This is a genomic window from Kaistella soli, from assembly GCF_019038595.1.
Taxonomy (GTDB): domain Bacteria; phylum Bacteroidota; class Bacteroidia; order Flavobacteriales; family Weeksellaceae; genus Kaistella; species Kaistella soli.
Window position 1 is genome coordinate 50,965 of the sequence record NZ_JAHOPF010000004.1, and the last position, 16,685, is coordinate 67,649.

The window sequence follows — 16,685 nt, forward strand, 5'->3', positions numbered from 1 at the left end:
TTTAAATTGATTTTATTTCGAGTTGCTCAGCAAAAATAATTCGCTTAAAAATGTAAAAAAAGAACAGTATCCCTAAAAAAGTTATTGTGGCCGTAATGGGTGAACGTACAAAGAAAAACACATACGGATAAAGCATAGCTCCGAGAATGACCTTATAGTTTTTGGAAGCTAATGCTTTAGCTTGGAAGATTTCCCCTCTTCTAATTAGCCGCCCTAAAAAAAATATAAAAAAAAGTGAGCCATATCCGAAATCAGCAAAAAGATCTCCTGTAAATCCAAATGACGCACTGTGGCCATCACTGAACCCTCCTCGGTATAACCTTATAAACCAATGTCCCAACATCGTAGGTTTATCTTCCCATAAAAAACGGGGAACCCAAAAATACGCGACAAAACTTGATGACGTGCCATATAGATGGTTGTTAAAGGTGAAATGTTGCATCATTAAACCTGTCATATCAATAACCCCTTCATTACTGAAGTATTGAGAAGTATAAGTAGGTATATCTTTATAAGCTGCTTTTTCTTCAGCATAAACAGCATCTTGACCAGAATTCGATCTGAACTCTTTCATGGCAAAAGATGCACTTACAAGAATAATTCCCGCTGATACCATCAATGCAAGTTTTTTAACTGAAATTTTTCCTTCATTCAAATTTTGGTATGTTATGAAAAAACCCAGAAACGAAAATAATAAGGGGAATCGCGTTCCTCCCATAAAAAGAATAGCAAATATGGGTAAAGAAAACAGCAAGGGTACAAGAAGTGGTGTTTTTTTCAGGTAATGGAAATAGAACAAGATTACAGAGGGTAATACAAAACCCGCCGAAGAGATGATAGAAGATAAAACGTAATCCTGTCCTTCGGATCCGGCTTGGCGGCCTGACGAAAAAGCAATAAGGGCAGAAGGCAAATTAAAAAGGAAATAAATGAGGACCAGGATGATTAAAAAAATACCGCCCACTTTTCTAGGAGTGTATGTGTAATGGTTATTTGTGTCTTCCGATGTAATACTTTCGTTAGAGAAGTATCCCATCAAAATTACATTGTTGGCAATAATCAAAAATTTAAGAGCCGCTAATAAATTTGCATCAAGTGTCTCTCCAATGGTTAAAAAAACTTCCGAAAGAATAATAAATACAAATGCGAAACACCAAACATGTATGAGTTTAATCTTTTTATTTCTTGCGATATCATATAACAGAAAAATACCCAATACATAAAAGTAAAAAGTACCCAACATATAAAAATCATAAAACATTAAAGTAATTAATGTTAACAAAATTAATATTGATATTTTTATTAATCTATCCATCAGTTTCCTATGAAATCACTGAGTTGTTTTGCATATTCATGTATACATCTATCGGTATTGAATTTTTTTTCATATCGCGTATAAGATCGGTCGCCATATTCGCTGAGTGTGCTGCGCTGCATCGTAGATAATATTTCTATTAGCTCTTTCCCTTTCTCTTTCTCATCAATAGGATCATAATACCACCCATTGGCTGCATACTGAACGACATCTTCCAGATTGCCAATTCGGGAAGACACAAGTAATGGCAATCCAGCGGCACAAGCTTCAATTGGAGATAAGGGTGAAGCATCTTTTAGACTTGGAAACACGAATAAATCCGCTGCTGCATAATACGCTATAAGAGATTCTTGTTGTACAAACCCCACCTTTACGACAGGAAGCTGTCTCTTAGCGATTACATCCATAATCTCTCCCGATAATTCCCCGTCTCCCAGCAAAAACAGTTTGATGTTTTTCACTCCCTCTAATAAGCTTATAAACGGGATAATCCCTTTGAGTTTTACAAACCGGGCGGGCAAAACCCACATTTGTGTCATGTCATCCATGCCAAACTTTTCCCTTAATGAATGTTTATCTTTCCTTAATGTTCTAACTTGTTGAACAAATACCTCCTCATCTATTAAATTTGGCATCTTAATAAAGGGCTTCATTTTAGCTGCCGGCTGAAAAAACGTTATATACTCGATTTGTGGCGTACCGGTTGTTTGATATGCTGAAGCTTTACTCAGTAAAATTCTCTTTATTTTGGCTCCCAACCCCGTAGTTCTCTCGGTAGAATAAAGATTTGATTCCACTGACATGATCTGTTTTTTGTCGCCGCGGATAAAAAAAGGAGCGAGCCAATGGGTGGGACTTGACATGCCTGCAACAACCGCGATATCGTAATCATTCTTTAAAAGGCGAAATAACAGCCCAGGATTAAAATGTGCAAAGAAATTTCCGATCACCGGATGTATACCTTTATAAAACGTATGGGGATACTGATAGGAATCGTTTGGTATCACCCATTGACGGTCAGGTTCTGACTTAGCCATGTAAAGTACCTCGAACTCTATTCCATATTTGGGGAATATTTTCGCCATACTATTGTAACGCTTTTGACGATAAGGGGCAGGTATATTCGTTATGTACAGCAGTTTTTTCATAGGTGTGGAAAAAATTAATAGATGATCTCTGATTGTAGCGCTTGCAAATAGGCATCACCATGTTTTAAATCAGGTTCAATATAATTTCCTTCTCCCCATTCATTCCAGGACAATAATAAAAGAAGTTTATGCTCTTCTTTTTTCGAACTGATTACTTCGCAGGCTTTACGTACTTGCTTAGCGAATCGCTTGGGAGTGGAACCAGTCATTACAATACCCAAATTTCCGGAACGGGGCGAATGATCCCATCGCGGAACAATTAATGGAATGGTGTCTTCATCATAACTTTGCTCGTCATACATATGCTTTGTCATTTCATCAAAATCATACCTTCTGGGGTTCTTAAAAAACTTAATCCGCAATTTGAGCAGTGCCCTTTTCAGAAAACCTTGTTTAATGTGTACATTAAGATAACTGTTTAACCTGTACATTCCGTCAAACCCTAAATCATGAATTTCTTTCTTTGTTTCACCTCTTTGAACTGCTACAAAGTGAATTCCGGCCAACCCGTTTTCAATTGCCAATCTCCGCCATGTCTTGATAATAAGTTGAATTTCCTCCTTGTTTTTAAGCGAATAAATAACAAAAAATGGTTTATTATCAATTGTTATATACCTTTTATCTTTAAAAGCTGGGAGTAAAACCTCGTTAAAATGATTAGTATAGTCCTCAACACCCAAATACTGCTGTTCAATGAGAAGTTTGTCTCCCTTACCGCTGGGGTCCCATAATTTTTGGTACCAGGAATGATTTGCCCATCCTAAGCAGAAAGGGAAGTCTGGAGTACCAGAATCTACTACTTCGTTAAAGGGACGTTCCAATAGCCTTCTGTTTCCACCAAACCAATAGTGCCAGTAACAGAATCCCTCTACACCGGCATCCTTTGCCAATTTTGCCTGCGCTTCCCTAACCTCAGGAACTCTAAGATCATAAAAACCTAATTCGCCAGGTATATTAGGCTGGTGATGACCAGCAAATAGGGGTTTAGCTTTAGCCACACTTGTCCACTCTGTAAAACCTTTGCCCCACCATTCATCATTTTCAGGAATGGTGTGAAATTGTGGCAGATAAAATGCTATAACTCTTGCGCGCTTATTTCCCATAATCTTTACTTTATAATTTTAATCACCTTTGCGTAAATTCCACAAGGGTGGTACTTAATACTATTCTATAATTATATCTCATCAGTCTATATTAATGTTAGAGTATTTCCACAGTTATTTCATATTTGTCCTACTGATAATTAGAGACATCTTTGCTTTTACGAATTGTCTTTCTTCCTGTCGCATACCCACCAGATAAATTGAGGAAAGTGAAGAAAATATTGCTGCAAAAGTTATACAGAGAAATCTGCTGAATCCGGCATCCATAGTGAAGTAAATAAATAGTGGAAGGACACATGCCAATAGGCTAACAAACAGTATTGGAATTACAACCTCTTTTAAAAAATCTATTCGGGAAAAGGTCACTAACCTACTAATCATGATAATCTGCGTAATCGTTGCTACAACCGAAATAAAAATATTAATATAGTGGGGTGTTTCGGGGGGAAAATGAAACTGAAGAAACAAATAGGAAATAGGTAATATTGAAAAAAAAAGTAATCCTGTAGTTATTTGATAAACCTTAATCTTGCCGGTTGCTTGTGCAATAGTGGATAGTGGTGCTGATATACAGTCAACCATTGTGTTTATAATGACAAGTCTGCAAAATAATGCGGTATACTCCGGTACGATATTCAACCACAGTTTCAAAACAACATCAATATCTATTAACAGTGGTAAAGAAAGCACTAACAGTAAAAAAAAAGAGAATTTAGAGCCCGTAAAAGCCAGCTTAGTCATATACAATGTATCACCAGTTGCATAAGATTTTATAATCTGCGGATTCATTGCAACTCTAAGATTTGCAACAAATCCTCCCAGCGCGCCATTAACCTGATATGCAATGCCTCGTGCAGCATTCACTGTGGGCCCGAAAAAAATATTCAGTAATACATTGATCCCTGTGGTAAAGGCAATATAAGCGATGTTGCTCCACAAATTCCACCCAGCGAAACTTAACAATGTTTTGAATAGATTTTTATCCCATTTCCAGCGATAGCTGAGCGCCCTAAATCTATATTTACAATATGCTTTGTATAGAAAACTAATGATTAGTGTCGCACCAAATACCAGCAGACCATATAGTTTTAATTTATCAAAATCGATGACAAGCAATATGAAAACTATTAAAAGCTTCATAACGACATCAATCACGCTAATGATCGCAAAAGCCTGCATTTTCTCACTTGCTATAATCATCGCATTATAGGGCACGCGCAATATGGTGAGAATGAAAGACAGCACCGAAAAATGGTAAATCCATAATGCGGCGTCAAGCCTGCCGTTTGGGATAGTAAGATGGGTTTTCACAAACCATAATCCTATAGTTTCGGCAAGTAATAAGGTGATTGCAGCAATTAAAACATGAATATTAATACTCATGCTGAATATTTTGTCTAATCCAATACTGTTTCCTTTTCCAATCTCGAAGGATAAAAACCTTTGAGTAGATGCAGTCATTGATCCGTTGATAAATTCAAAAAGTATAACAATGCTGCCTACTACACTGAAAATTCCAAAATCCTGAATACCCAAAGTATTAAGCAATACCCTGGAAGTGTACAGCGATACTGCCATAGTAAGTATCATTCTTACATATAGCAGGAGTGTATTTTTTGCAATACGTTTATTATTACCTGAATTATCCAAAAACTGTTATACTTTAAAATGAAGTGATAATTATATTGATATGTTTAAAGAACTTGTATAATGTAATAATATATAATGAAAGTCGGAAAGTTTTTAGCGAACATCAAACTCCATCAACTAAAAAAATTAAACCATTTTTTTTTCTTCGGTTCCTCCGTATAATACCCGTATCCATACTTATTGCCGTAACTTAAATGAATACTTCGTACATCATTGAGAACCACCGCAAACTTTCCTTTGGCATTCTCCCTGTGAATCCGGTCAGCAAATTCAAACATGTCTTTATCGGTATGCTCAGCGCGCATCACATACAACAGAAGATCCATATAAGGCAAAAGGTTAAAGGTATCGCTGACCATCAGCATTGGCGCGGTGTCAATCACAATATAATCGTATTGGGGCTTGAGTTCCTGCAGCATGGTCTCAAATCTCCGCCCGGCTAAAAGTTCGGTTGGGTTCGGGGCAATACTGCCGCTCGGGATGACGTCGAGATTTTTACTCAGTCCCGAAGGTTCAATATATTGCGAAATACGCTCATCGCCGGACGCCAGATAATCCGACAGTCCTTTGGAGGACAGATCCATAAATCTCTTAAACTGAGGGTTACGGATATCTGCCCCGACCAGCAGAACTTTACGGGTCTGCGCTATGCTCAATGCAGTGTTGACACTGATGGTGGTTTTCCCCTCGCCCTTCACCGAGGAAGAAACCAGAATGACTCCGGCGCTTCCTACTGGGGGCGGGGTAAGCACAAATTTAATATTGGTCAGCATGATCCGGAATGCTTCCGCAAAAGAGGAAAAATCATTCGTTCTCACGAGGGCATTCTCCTGATCTCCGGCATTCGGTATTTCTCCCACCACCGGAATCTCAGGCAGGGCTTCCCGGATCTGTCTGCGGCTGTGTACATAAGTATCGAGTGCAAAACGCGTGTACAGAAATGCTCCCGGCAATAGAAGTCCAAGAAGAGCGGCCGCAAGATATACGATATTCCCTTTTGGGGCTACCGGTACTGCAACGGTATAGGCCGGATTGACGATTTTGGCTTTTGGGGTATTCACTGACAGGGCGATGGACGTTTCTTCCCTTTTCTGAAGCAGATACAGGAAGAGGGCTTCCTTGAGGTTCTGCTGTCTTTCAATGCTCCGGAAGACTCTTTCCTGCTGAGGAAATTTGGTAATATCGGCCCCCGATTTGTTGATCTGGTTCTGAATCTGCCCCATCGAGATCTGCAGGCTGGTTCTGGATTTTCTGAGATTGTCCCGGATCAGTTCGCGCATCGAAGCGATGTCGCGATTGAACTGCTGCACCGCAGGATTGGAAGGCGTGGCCTGCCTGAGGGTCCTGTTGCGCGTCAGCACGAGCTGGTTATATTCGTTAATGACGTTGTCCAAACCGGCCGGCATCCCCACATTGGTAGGAAGGAGCTGATCATTGGCGGAAGAGTTGGCAATTTTGAGGACCGAGTCGACCATCTCGAGCTGGGTTCCCACCTCCATCATCTTTTTGGTATTTTCACTCGCATTCTGCAGGCTCAATTGTGCCTGCGCCTGTAAATCGGCGATTTTATTGGCTTCCTTGAAGTTTTCTTTCTGGCTTTCAATCCCCCCCAGTTCCCTGGTGATAAGATTCAGTCTCTCATCAATGAAACTGGCCGTATTCAGGGCTTCCGCATTCTTATCTTTGATCGCGTCGATATTGTACTGCTTCATCAGCTCGTTCAGAATATCTTCTGAACGGATCGGATTGGTTCCGATGCGGCTGAGCTCCATGATGCTGGATTTTTTCTGGGGGACCACAACGTTGAGCGACGCTTCTATTTTATCAGCAACAACCCGTGGGTTCACAATGCTGAGGGTTAATGACTTGCTGAAAGTGACGCCGGGATTTCTGTTCAGCACAAAGCTTCCGAACGGGGTTTTGACAGGAACCCCATAGGTACCTGATATTTCTTTATGCGAGTCTTTGAGTTTAAACTGGTCCGCTCCTAAAGGGAAAATGGTATAGGAATAGGAACTGAAAGCTCTGGGATTAACCAGCGAAAGGATGCTGCCTTTTACCGGACTGGTTTCGTAGAGCTCAGCTTCCTTTACATTGCCCTCGTTAATCACCTTCACTTCCAGACCCAGGCTTTTCACAACACTTAAAATCAGCGGTTTTGATTTGACCACCGAAATCTCATTGTCCACTTCATTTGACATCAGCCCGGAGGGCAGTGCCATATTCTGAAAATCCTGAAGGCCCATGATCTCTCCCGACTTGGCAGAGGCACTTTTAACATAGAGGGAAGCTTTGCTCATGTACTGCGGGGTGGCATATCTTAAATAAAGCCAGGCCCCGAAAAGCGCGAGCAGTAAAGAGCCTGAAAAAAGAGGCCAGAAAAGGAAATAACGCTGAATCTGTCTTTTGATCTGTCCGCCGTCGCGTTTTTCTGCAATCGTATCTGTAAACTCCATGAATTAACGTAGTAAGGTAATAAGTATTGATGCAAGTCCCAGTACTACCCCGCCGATCTGAAAGGCCAGATTTCTGTTGGGGTCCACATTGGCTGATTTTTTTTTGATGACGTCAGGTTCTACATAGAGAACGTCATTCTGCTGCATATAATAATAGGGAGAGGAAGTAATGTTTTTATCAGTAAAATCGATAACGATGGTTTTGTCGGTTCCGTTTTCATTTCTGACCAGTTTCACTTTTGTACGGTCGCCGTAGTCGGTCATATCCCCTGCCATGCCCAAAGCCTGAAGCAGGGTGAGTTTATCGGAAGCATTGGTGTATTTGCCCGGGCTTTTTACTTCCCCAAGCACGGTGATGTTGAAATTGAGCTGGCGGATGGATACCAGAGGATCGGAAAGGTAAGTATGGAGCCGCTCTTCAAGGTCTGACCTGAGCTGTGCCATGGTCATTCCCTTCACGAAAATCTTTCCCAATACGGGGAAAATAAGATAGCCTTCATTGTCCACCAGATACCCCTGAGGGGCCGTCTGTGCGGCCTGGGTATTCTGCACGTCTCCGGGAGTGCTCACTTGGTTCATGGAATGGAGGTTAAACGGTCGCACGGCAAACTCATCGAAAGCGGTTACTTTGATGTCGAGAAGATCTCCGGACTGTAAGTGGGAACCTTCAAAAACAGCCTGCTTCACCTGTTCTGCTGCCAAAGTTCTGTCGGTTTCCATGTATACCATATTTTCTTTGGGTTTGCAGGAGGATACGGCGATCAGGAAAAAAAGGAGATATATGCTGCTTTTCATTTTTAAAGTTAAATCGCTGCAAATATAGGAAAAAAAAAGAAGAATGCCCAGTCCGCCGATATTAACAGATGGTTAAGGCGGATCTCAGAAGCCCATAGCATCAGGCAGATACCCCCACGCAGCAGTACCGGAGATGATTTCAAAAAAAAGCAAAAAGCTTCCCCTTTCGGGGAAGCTTTGTAATTAAAACGGCTTAATCATCGATCTTAAGATGCAGTAACCTTTTGTTTTTTTCCGGCATAATAAGCCGCGATCGCCAGTCCGGCAATAAACAGCGCGGGAACATAATCATCGATCGGTGCAGGCTGAGGGTCTTCGCCGCCGATGCCTCCGCCTCCGCCAGGGTCAGTTTCCTGACCTCTTTTATAGCTTCCTTCTGTGTTATAGAAACGGGAATCTGACTGTGCCAGACTGTAACCCGACATCAGCACTATTGCTGCTGCAGTAATATATTTTTTCATGTTAGGTTTATTTAAGCATTAATTTCCTGGTCTGTACCATTCCGTTTTCCAGTCTTACTTTCAGAATCACAGCTCCGCGGTAAGACACCGTCATTACGGTTTCTCTAGCTCCCGCACGGGAGGATCCCAGCAGTCTTCCGCTCATATCGTAGAGTTCTGCCGCACTGATATTCTGATCTGCCTTCACATGCACTTCACTGCCGGAACTGAAGACGGTTATTCCGGATTTTGCTGCACTGTCTGTCCCGAGAACAGTCCCTGATTTAAACAGTACCGTGAACCGGTTGACCTGAAGACCCGGCTCTGCACTGAAAGTATAAGAACCTGCTGAAAGGTCAGTCACGGTCCTTGTCACATTATCTTTCAGGTAGATGTTCTGGATACCGCTGAAGATTCCTTCTTTCTGAAGAATACCCACTGTGTAATTCCCTGAGGTACTGAAATTAGCATTCAGGTTAAAGCTATCCGCATCATCGAAAATACCGTGAGCATCGATGACGAGTTTTTTATCATCCACGGTGGTGTAGAGCACATCAGCGTTGTTGTCGATCATTTTAGCATCATAGCCCTGATCATATCCGGTGCCTGCCGCCGCATTAAACCCAACCAACATCTGAGGTTTCGCTCCGGAAGGTGCCGTCATCTGCAGCCAGAATTTATCCTGAACCGGAGACTTACTGAAGATCCCGGTCTGGTCACCTCTTCTCATGCTGTTTTTAAAGATATAAGGATCAATATAAGTTCTTTCTACGAAGAAGCCCTGACCTGCGGGAATATAACCGTCGATCGCATTCGCAGGAACTGACCCCATTGAAGAGTACGCGGAATAATTGCTTCCCGAATAGTTTCCGCTGCCATCCATCATGGCACCGCTGTCCCAGATATAGACCGTACCCGTAGTATCAGGATTGGCCGCCCAGAAATCCTCAATCGAAATTGCGCCCGGATACGGGTTCCCTAACAAAACGAATGAACCGCCTATCAGGTTACCATGATCATAGCTGATGTCCCCGGAATTCGGAGTTTTTCCTTCGAACTGTCCGTGGAATACCTGAGGGGTTGTCGTGAAATCATTTGGTGTGCGGATAAGATATCCGGTTCCAGGTGTAGTAAACGTAGTTACCGACGGATCAGCAACCTGAACATATACGCCATTGTCGTAGGTATAAAATCTGTTATCCAAAGTCCCGGTCGCTGACTGATTGGTGATTCCATCAGCAAGTTTCCCATAGGAGAATGCCTTGAGCGTCTGCGCTGAACCCTGCATCGGGCTGCTCCAGTTGATATAGGCCTGACGCTTCACTGCTTTGGAATCTCTTCTCAGTTTGAAAGAAGAAGCATCGCCTGCGGTGAATGTTCCGGTCTGCACAAAATTGGCATTATTGGCCACGATGATAGTTCCGTTATTGGTGACGTTACCTGTTTTTACGGAGCTATTTACAGTCAAAGTTTTTCCTTCGTTTACGGTTAAGGAAAACGCTTCGAAGGCAGGACCCGAATAATCTTCATTGATGATGGCAGGAAGATCTGAAGTAGGAGCACCATTTGACCATGCGGCTGGCGATCCTGTCCATGTGGTGTTAGTAACTTTTTTGTAAAGGCTTACTTCCGGTGATTGGGTTGAAGTGGTGTAAGCTTTAAAGCCTGGTATGGATAATGCGGAATTATATTTCAGTAAACGGGTATTGTCCGCAGCACTAATAATTGAAAAATGATCTGTATTGTAAGTAATAACCCATTTTTGGTTATTGGTGGCTACCGCTGTAACCCCTGACAAGTTTGTCGAAGAAACATAATTAAGATATTTAGAATCAGACACATTTTGCACTACGTAATTAGTCCCTGTTTTAACAATGCTCCAAACTGTGGTCGCAATAGGGTTAATGATTTCATTATTAACAGGTGAAACAGATGTAACTCCAAATGCACCGCTTGAAAGGGCATTTGTCATGATTACTTTGTCGGTAGCATCTGCCAAAAGATATTCTCCATCAGTAAGATCGTCTAAAGAAGTAATTTTTTTATAAGTAGGAACTTTGGTTATGGCAATTTCACTCGATGTAATTGTTTCAAGAATACCATTATTTGCCGATAAGCTATATAGTCCTACAGAATCAAATTGAATGTCAATAAAAGTCGCAATTCCATTTACAAAAGCTTTGGTTATTGTACCTGAAAGCACTCCCGCACCTGAAGCTTTGCTTAAAACTACATTTCCAGTATAATTAGTATCTACACTGTTATCAGGTCTGCGTGCTTCTACATTAAATGAAGATAAGTTACTACCCACATTTCCAGTTGCCGGAACATTCACAAAAGCCAAGTGATCAGCCACTGCTAAAGTGGTAAATTGTCTATCAGCACCGTACGTGTAAACATTATTCGCATCTTTAACATAAGCGCGGTAATGATAAACTGTATTAGCCGTAAGTCCAGATAAAGTATAGCTATAGGGTCCGGTCGCAACACCAGAGACTGTCGTTGAATTGTCAGAAACAGTTGGATCAGCATTGGCTCCCCACGCAAAACCTTTCTCCTGTGTGGCAGGACAAGTTCCTAAGGTGTTCACATTGCCGTTAAGCTGAACAGCTACGCTTCCTAAATTTGTTTCTGCACTGGTCGTTACAGCACCTTCTACGGTGGCATTCCCTTTTCCAGTCAGCACAATAGTAGAAGTATTGCTTCCAGAAGTTGTACTTGTCGCCGTCAAGGTTGCTGTTTTAGAACCCGACGAAGAAGGAGTAAAGACTACATCGAAAGTGGCAGTGCCTCCTGCTGCAATTGTGGAAGTTGATAAATTAGAGACCACAAACTGTGGATCGCTGGAAGTGACATTGAGTCCGGCAGCTGCGGCTGCGCCACTGTTGGTAATGGTATACTGCACTTTGGTATTTGGAACCCCTGGGCAAGAACTTCCATGGTCCGTCGGTACGCCGGATATAGCTAACTGTGGCGAGGAAGATGTTACCGTCAAGCTATAACTTGCGCTTACTGCACAATGAGTGCCGTCTGCGATTTGTGCTACGCTGATGGTCGCATTTCCTGCGCCGACAACAGTAACTACACCTGAACTTGTATCTACAGTAGCTACCCCAGTGTTGTTACTGGAGTATACAGTGGGAGACGTATTATTAGTGGTAAAAGTATTCGTAAAAGGTGCGTCACCGGTGACCTTGTTAATACTCGGAGAATTAAAGGAAAAAGTAGAGGTGGTACAAGTTGGAGCTACTCCAACTAACTTAACATCATCTATTCTAACTTGTTGTGTTGTTTGATTTTGTCTAAACCTGATAGCAAGGTTCGCAGAAGATGGAATTACACCTCCATTGATCGTTACCATACTCCACGCTGATCCAGTGGTAACAGTCGGATAAGTCAAAGATGTAAATGTTCCAGTATTATCTGCGGGATTATAATCCGTTGCAACTTCTACAACCAGTTGGGAACTGGTAATATTCCCTGTTGAAGACTTCCAAAATCCAAACGACAGTCCTAAGGAATTATAATTAGAAATATTAATTCCCGATATTGTAAAATACCTTCCACTTGTATTTGTGATGAATACATTGTTACCTCCTGATGCACCTGAATAGCTGGAAGCAGTATTATTTCTAACGTCAGCATCACCTCTGAACGTTAAAGTCGAATAATTTGCAAATCCCGTATAATTTGTCGCTGAAGGATTTCCAGAGGCTCCAGTACCCATCGTTTCAGTAAATATAGTGGTTTGCCCCCACCCCCAAACGGAGCAGAGCACCATAAAAAAAGCCAGAGCCGTTTTCATCATAAAAAATCGTTTTTTGTTCATAATATATTTTTTTTCAGTAAATAGTAGTGTTAAAAGCAGGACCAGATGATCTGCCAATAGGTAAAGTTGCGGTAAAATTCCGGTAATGCGGCAGCGCAAATAGATGATATATGACAGGAATCCGTCATAAAATTAATTAAACCAGATTGTTTCGTGGTCTGCCGGTAATGAAGGTGAGGAAAAAACAGGTAAATTTCTTATCATACAAAAATATTAGCGCCAAAAGTAGATAATCTTTGCGAGATACGCAAAAGGTTCAAGATTAAGTTATTGTAATGTAAATAAACACACCCATAAAGAAGGTGACACTATAGTGGCTGACGAACGAGAAGGCCCAAGTGTTTCTCAGCCACTCTCATCTAAGCAGAGAAATATCCCGTCCGAAAAAAAGGCTGGGAAGACCCGGGGGATGAGTCTCTTCCGAAAAACGGTTGTCATCCCGAGGAATCGAGGGATCTTTCTAAACTGAAACCATTCCGGTGAAGAGGTTGTTCACTCGGATTCGCTCCACTCTGAATGACAAGAGCTCCTTTTTTAATGACAATTAGTTTCCGAAAAACGGTTGTCATCCCGAGGAACCGAGGGATCTCGTGACTGCAAAGATTCTTCTGAACTACGTTCGTAATCTTCAGCGAAACCTACGTTTTCAATTCGACTATGCTTCGATGCATTCTGAAACAGAATGTTTGACGGAGTCAATGACAGCTCGCCATTTTGTAATAGCAGTTACTTTCCCAGGACACCATTGTCATCCCGACGCAAGGAGGGATTTCTTACCAAAAGATTGTCATCCCGAGGAATCGAGGGATCTCCTGACGGCAAGATTCTTCACTCCGCTAACGCTCCGTTCTGAATGACAAATTCTCCTTTTGTAATAGCAGTTACTTTCCCAGGACCCCATTGTCATCCCGACGTAAGGAGGGATCTCGTCAATAAAAAAAAATGACTTGGTAGAACAATGCCAGAACGCTCTTCCGAAAAACGGTTATCATCCCGAGGAAACAAGGAATCTTTCATACTCAAATACCATCCGACTCAAATACCCCGCGCTCATTACCGCTCCCCCGTCACCTTCAGAATTTCCTCATATTCAAAGCCGCGGCCCAAAAGGTACTTTACCGTCTTCGATTTTTTCTGGTATTCTTTCACTCCTTTCTGCTGAGCATAATAATGTTCATAAATTTTAGCCAGCGTCTTCTCATAATCAGCGTCATCAATTTCATCAAAACATTTGCGGATCAGCTTCTCTGAAATTCCTTTAAATTTAAGATGATTCATGATTTTGTTTTTCCCCCACGATTTCATGTAAAACTTGCCGCGGATATAGCTTCTGGTGAACCGTTCCTCATTAAGATAATTTTCCTTCATCAGGTACAGAAGAATATCCTCTTTCGCTTCCGGGATCACCAGATAATCCCGCATCTTCTGCTCCACTTCCTGATGGCAGCGGTCCTGATAAACGCAGTAGTTGACCAGTTTCTGTTTGATTTCCAGGAAAGTGTAGGATTTTTTCTGCTCCATGAATAAATATACCGGTTACTTTTAAAAGTTCTTGATATTTAACTTTATAGTTCTTTTGCCTAATGCGAAAAAATCAAGTCCTGATCTTAGTAGTTTCTTTTACTTTTTGCTTCCTTTTTTATATTTTTCAATGGAATCAGCGAACCGTTTTCAACGGTTTGTCTTAACACAAAAAGTAACAAAAAAGTCAAGACTGGATCTTTTTGCCTCATCTTTATATATTTTTAATTGAATCGGCGATCCGCCTATGGCGGATTGCTAAAAAATAGCAATTATTTCTAAGAAAATCCCCAAAACTCGGGCGGACCGCAAGATTGCAGCGTTAATGAAAGTTTTTTGCCGCCACTCAGACAGCGGGGATTTTTATGTCTGTTTATTGTAATTGAAGTTCAGGAAATAATTACAATTTTTCTTAACGCAAAAATCTCCTAAGTCGGTGGTTTGATTTTTAAATTCACAACCTTATCAAAGTCCCGTGAGCCTACTTTGTCAAAGCTCTAAGGCGGCATCAGAATACTTTGACAAAGTTTTTGAAAAACCGGAATATCCGGCATCCAACATCCAACATCCGACATCCATCACCCAGCACCCATCACCCATCATCCAGCCTAATACTGAAACAGCGGTCTGGCATCCATCAGTTCATTTACTTTTTTGCGTACACCGGAAATCACGGATTCATCTTTGAGGTTGGTCACCACATCGTTGATCAGTCCCGCAATCGTTTCCATATCGTTTTCTTTCAGTCCTCTAGTAGTGATGGCGGCCGTACCGAGACGGATTCCGGAAGTGGTAAACGCGGATTTGTCATCAAACGGAACCATGTTTTTGTTGCAGGTAATGTCGGCTTTTACGAGTGCTTTTTCGGTTTCTTTACCGTTCACGTTTTTGTTTCTGAGGTCAACCAGCATCAGATGGTTATCGGTACCGCCGCTTACGATATCGAAACCGTTGCTGATCATGGCTTTTGCCAAAGCCCTGGCGTTTGCTACCACCTGATGGGCATAAGCGGTGAACCGGTCATCAATCGCTTCTGCGAAGGCAACAGCTTTTGCTCCGATAACGTGCTCCAGCGGGCCGCCCTGTATGCCCGGGAATACCGCGCTGTCGAGTACCGCACTCATCAGTTTGGTTTCTCCTTTAGGGGTTTTATGACCGTAAGTATTTTCAAAGTCCTTACCCATCATGATCAGTCCGCCTCTTGGTCCTCTCAGGGTTTTGTGCGTGGTGGTGGTAACGACGTGGCAGTGCTCGAACGGAGAACTCAGGAGTCCTTTTGCGATCAGTCCTGCAGGATGCGCGATATCTGCCCAAAGGGTTGCTCCCACTTCATCCGCCACTTCACGGAACTTTTTAAAATCCAGATCTCTGGAATACGCGGAATATCCCGCGATCATCATTTTGGGTTTTACTTCCAGCGCTTTCTGACGCATGGCTTCATAATCAATCAGGCCGCTTTCACGGTCTACTCCATAGAAATTGGCATTGTACTGGATTCCGGAAAAATTCACAAATGAACCGTGGGTCAGATGCCCTCCCATGGATAAATCAAGACCTAAAATTTTATCGCCCGGTTTTAAGACCGAAAGATAGATGGCAGCGTTCGCCTGAGAACCTGAATGCGGCTGAACATTCGCGTATTCAACGCCGAAAAGCTGTTTGGCTCTTTCAATAGCAAGGGTTTCCACTTCGTCCACCACTTCACAGCCGCCGTAATATCTGCGTCCCGGATAACCTTCTGCGTACTTATTGGTTAAAACACTTCCCATCGCTTTCATGACGTTGTCGGAAACGAAATTCTCGGAAGCGATCAGCTCTATTCCGTGGGTTTGTCTTTGTCTTTCCTGTTCTATGAGGTCAAAAATTGGATCCATATCTGTTGTATTATTGATAATAAATGAATGATTATTAAGAACCCAAATTTAAGCAAATTTTCCGGGGAAGAAAACTGCGGTTTGGGGAGATCCGGATGTGTCTTTTTTTAACCACAAAGGCACATAGGCTACAAAGAAACAACAGCGCTTTAATAAGCTCGTTTTTTGAAAGTGCCCATCTCTGTGTTCTCCGTGAAAACCTACTTACCTCTATGGTTAAGATAGTTTGAAGTCCGAACTTTTTCGATCTTGATGCGTCATGTGAAAACCTGTGCCTTTGTGGCTAAAACAGTGCCTACTAACCACAAAGACCGCGCAGAGACCACAGCGATTTAATAAGATCATCTTTTTTGAATTAACTTAAAAAAGGGATGCTTGTGTTTTTTTTCAGAATCTCCATGCCCTCCGTGAAAACCCACGTGCCTCTGTGGTTAAGACAGATGAACCATTAAGAAATCAAGACCATTAAAATTCTTCTAATTGAAAATTTAAACATAAACCTCATAATTATTAACCACAGAGACTCCGCAGAGACCACAGCGATTTAATAAGAT

At 41.9% G+C, this 16,685-nt stretch carries 10 protein-coding genes; all 10 read right to left on the reverse strand.

The window, feature by feature from the left end; all coding sequences use genetic code 11:
• Position 1: 1 nt before the first annotated feature.
• Positions 2 to 1,315 carry an O-antigen polymerase gene (locus tag KSK37_RS08350; protein WP_217200811.1) on the reverse strand — a complete coding sequence of 438 codons (1,314 nt, stop codon included), beginning with the start codon at positions 1,313 to 1,315 and terminating at the stop codon, positions 2 to 4.
• Complete coding sequence (locus KSK37_RS08355; RefSeq protein WP_217200813.1) at positions 1,315 to 2,463, reverse strand: glycosyltransferase family 4 protein; 1,149 nt, start codon at positions 2,461 to 2,463, stop codon at positions 1,315 to 1,317. Before KSK37_RS08355 ends, KSK37_RS08350 begins: the two co-directional genes overlap by 1 nt.
• 14 nt (positions 2,464 to 2,477) lie before the next feature.
• Positions 2,478 to 3,566: a glycosyltransferase WbsX family protein gene (locus tag KSK37_RS08360; protein WP_217200815.1), complete on the reverse strand. Its 1,089-nt coding sequence runs from the start codon at positions 3,564 to 3,566 to the stop codon at positions 2,478 to 2,480.
• 114 nt (positions 3,567 to 3,680) lie between these two features.
• Positions 3,681 to 5,144, reverse strand: coding sequence for an MATE family efflux transporter (locus tag KSK37_RS08365; protein WP_246566370.1), 1,464 nt, complete (start codon positions 5,142 to 5,144; stop codon positions 3,681 to 3,683).
• Positions 5,145 to 5,329: 185 nt separating this feature from the next.
• A complete protein-coding gene (locus KSK37_RS08370; RefSeq protein WP_217200819.1) occupies positions 5,330 to 7,672 on the reverse strand; it encodes a GumC family protein in 2,343 nt (780 codons plus the stop codon).
• A gap of 3 nt (positions 7,673 to 7,675) precedes the next feature.
• Complete coding sequence (locus KSK37_RS08375; RefSeq protein WP_217200821.1) at positions 7,676 to 8,467, reverse strand: polysaccharide biosynthesis/export family protein; 792 nt, start codon at positions 8,465 to 8,467, stop codon at positions 7,676 to 7,678.
• Between the two features lie 206 nt (positions 8,468 to 8,673).
• On the reverse strand, positions 8,674 to 8,928 hold the full coding sequence (locus KSK37_RS08380) for a hypothetical protein (protein WP_217200823.1): 255 nt from the start codon (positions 8,926 to 8,928) through the stop codon (positions 8,674 to 8,676).
• 7 nt (positions 8,929 to 8,935) lie between these two features.
• Entirely contained in the window at positions 8,936 to 12,736 is a 3,801-nt protein-coding gene (locus KSK37_RS08385) for a beta strand repeat-containing protein (RefSeq protein ID WP_217200825.1), read from the reverse strand.
• 1,053 nt (positions 12,737 to 13,789) lie between these two features.
• On the reverse strand, positions 13,790 to 14,257 hold the full coding sequence (locus KSK37_RS08390; RefSeq protein WP_217200827.1) for a regulatory protein RecX: 468 nt from the start codon (positions 14,255 to 14,257) through the stop codon (positions 13,790 to 13,792).
• Positions 14,258 to 14,865: 608 nt separating this feature from the next.
• Complete coding sequence (gene glyA, locus KSK37_RS08395) at positions 14,866 to 16,131, reverse strand: serine hydroxymethyltransferase (protein ID WP_217200828.1); 1,266 nt, start codon at positions 16,129 to 16,131, stop codon at positions 14,866 to 14,868.
• Positions 16,132 to 16,685 lie beyond the last annotated feature (554 nt).